Source organism: Kytococcus sp. HMSC28H12 (assembly GCF_001816045.1).
Classification (GTDB): domain Bacteria; phylum Actinomycetota; class Actinomycetes; order Actinomycetales; family Dermatophilaceae; genus Kytococcus; species Kytococcus schroeteri.
Genome location: NZ_KV824652.1, coordinates 1 through 2,409, shown reverse-complemented (window position 1 = coordinate 2,409; position 2,409 = coordinate 1). Strand labels below are relative to the sequence as shown.

The 2,409-nt window shown below is 74.2% G+C and carries 3 protein-coding genes and 1 tRNA gene; 2 read left to right on the top strand and 2 right to left on the bottom strand.

All coding sequences use genetic code 11. The features are described 5' to 3' along the window. Positions 1-80: 80 nt before the first annotated feature. A complete protein-coding gene (locus HMPREF3099_RS10435; RefSeq protein WP_070705904.1) occupies positions 81-611 on the bottom strand; it encodes a DUF3145 family protein in 531 nt (176 codons plus the stop codon). Between the two features lie 221 nt (positions 612-832). Between HMPREF3099_RS10435 and HMPREF3099_RS13125 the strand changes: the two genes are divergently transcribed. After that, a complete protein-coding gene (locus HMPREF3099_RS13125; RefSeq protein ID WP_168168519.1) occupies positions 833-1,009 on the top strand; it encodes a hypothetical protein in 177 nt (58 codons plus the stop codon). A 111-nt stretch (positions 1,010-1,120) separates the two neighbouring features. Here the strand turns inward: HMPREF3099_RS13125 and HMPREF3099_RS10430 are convergent. Then, positions 1,121-1,194, bottom strand: a tRNA-Ile gene (locus HMPREF3099_RS10430). Between the two features lie 67 nt (positions 1,195-1,261). On the opposite strand from HMPREF3099_RS10430, the gene HMPREF3099_RS10425 reads away from it, so the two are divergent. Next, the gene (locus tag HMPREF3099_RS10425; protein WP_070705902.1) at positions 1,262-2,365 is read left to right on the top strand and encodes a glycosyltransferase; all 1,104 of its coding nucleotides are present in this window, start codon (positions 1,262-1,264) and stop codon (positions 2,363-2,365) included. Positions 2,366-2,409: the final 44 nt, after the last annotated feature.

The following is a 2,409-nucleotide window of genomic DNA, read 5'->3' as shown; positions in this document are numbered from 1 at the left end:
CCGGTGGGCACCCCACGGGGGCCCACCGGCGTCTCGTCGTCGCGCGGGCAGCGCGTCAGGAGGTCACGCGCCGGAGGCGGTCAGCCGGTAGCGTGCAGGTGGCGCACCGGCACGGCTTCTCCAGCGTGGCGGTAGACCTCCAGCTCGGCGTCCCATGCGGTGCCCAGCAGGCGGTCGATGCCGTCGGCCAGCGCCCGGGCGTCCCCATGGGTGGCGTCCAGGACGGCGCGCAGGCGGTTCTCGTGCACGACGGCGTCGCCGACGGCGTTCGTGGAGGCGTGGTGGATGCCGAGGCTCGGCGTGTGCGACCAGCGGGAACCGTCGGAGCCGACGGTGGGGTCCTCGGTGACCTCGTAGTGCACGCCGTCGAAGGGGCGCAGAGCGCTGGCCAGGGCGGCGCCGGTGCCGGGGCGGCCGTGCCAGGTGAACTCGCCACGCACCGCCCCGGGCTGGGCCGGCTGGTCGATCCAGTCGATGCGGGGGGCGCCCTGCACGCCGGCACGCATCAGGGCATGCTCGATCGCCCACCCGAGGTGGGGGCACAGCGCGGTGGGCGTGGCGTGGATGAAGACCACACCCGTCGCCCGGGCTCGCTGGTGGGGGCCGGACATCGCAACCTCCTGTGATCGCTCGACGTCTTCCCCAACGCCTCGATCCGTGGCGGTCGCCGCGGCTCCCTCAAGTTGTGCGCACAGTCTGCACCATGCGTCGAGGGCCCGCCAAGCGGCGCGCCCACTCGTCACCGCCGCCAGGCACCGGGGTGTCACGAGTCCGGCCCGGTTGGTGACAGGAGTCATGGGCGCCCGGGGCCACGACTGCGCACGATGGGGCCATGAACCGCAACGCGCTCGCCTTCCTCGCCCTGGCCGTCACCATGATCTACGGCGTCGGCTTCGCCCTCTTCGACACCCCCAGCCGGGCCTACGCCATGGGCGGCGCCCTGCTGGTGGCCCTGTGCTGGATCGCCGTCGGCGCGCTGGGGCGCCACCACGGCCGGCAGCTCGACTGAGCCCGCGCACCACCGCCGTCGACGCGCATCACGCAGCACCCGTCCACGGCATCGACGCCCGGACCCACGACCTGTGGGCCCGGGCGTCCGCCGTCCGGGGAGGGACCGAAGTGGGCCAGGTGGGGCTTGAACCCACGACCGACGGATTATGAGTCCGCTGCTCTGACCGGCTGAGCTACTGGCCCCGGTGCCCGAGGGGCGTCGCGAGGATAGTCTGTGCGGCGCTGACCCCGACCGGAGGACCTGACCCACGTGCGCATCGTCCGCATCGCCAACTTCGTGGCCCCCAACTCGGGGGGCATCCGCACCGCCCTGCGCCACTGGGGCGAGGAGTACCGCGCGCGCGGCCACGAGGTGCACCTGGTGATCCCCGAGCCCGGTGAGCCCCACGAGCTGCAGAGCCAGGGCCACGTCCACCACCTGCCGGCCACGCCGACCGGCGCCGGCTACTCCCTGATGTGGGCGCGCCGTCCCGTGGCGCGTCTGCTCACCGAGCTGGCCCCCGACCGCCTCGAGGTGCACGACCGCGCCACGCTGCGCTGGCTGGGCCCGTGGGCGCGCCGCCACGGCATCCCCACGATGATGCTGAGCCACGAGAACATGACCGGCATCCTCGTGCGCCGCCTGCACTCCCCGCAGGGTCTGGCCGAGCGGACCGCGGACTTCATCAACCGCAAGTCCGCCAAGGACTACGACCGCATCGTGTGCCCGAGCCACTACGCGGCCGCAGAGTGGCGCCGCTTCGGGGCCGATGCGCGCGTGGTGACCCTGGGCGTGGACCTCGAGTCCTTCCAGCCGCCGGCCGAGCGCTCCCCGCTCACCCCGGACGGGCGCGAGCGGCCCGAGGGACAGGTGCAGATCGTGCACTGCGGGCGCCTCTCCCCGGAGAAGAACCCCGGCCTGACCCTCGGCGCCCTGCGCGAGCTGGTGGACCGCGGCGTGGACGCCCACCTCACGGTGCTGGGGCACGGCCCGATGCGTGAGGAGCTCATGGAGTCCTCCGCCGACCTGCCCGTCACCTTCCACGAGTACATCTCCGGACGGCAGGCCCTGGCCGAGGTGCTGGGCCGCGCGGACCTGGCCATCTCCCCCGGTCCGGTGGAGACCTTCGGCCTGGCGGCCCTCGAGGCCCTGGCGTGCGGGGTGCCCGTGGTGTGCCCCGACGAGGGGGCGCTCTCCGAGGTGGTCGGCCCCGCCGGCGCCGTGGCCCCTTCCCGGCCGGAGGCCTTCGCCGACGCCGCCCTGGACGTCCTGGGCCGCGGTGACCTCACGGACGTGGCGCGCACACAGGCCGAGCGCTTCAACTGGGAGGACTCCACGAGCCAGATGCTGGCCATCCACGCCGAGCTGGGCTGAGGACGGCCGCGTCGCCCGGGCCCCCATCGCGGTGCGGACAGCGG

What these genes read in the sequence shown, in the direction of transcription:
- HMPREF3099_RS10435 (WP_070705904.1), bottom strand. Translation starts at nt 611, where the DNA reads ATGTCCGGCCCCCACCAGCGAGCCCGGGCGACGGGTGTGGTCTTCATC.
- HMPREF3099_RS13125 (WP_168168519.1), top strand. Translation starts at nt 833, where the DNA reads ATGAACCGCAACGCGCTCGCCTTCCTCGCCCTGGCCGTCACCATGATC.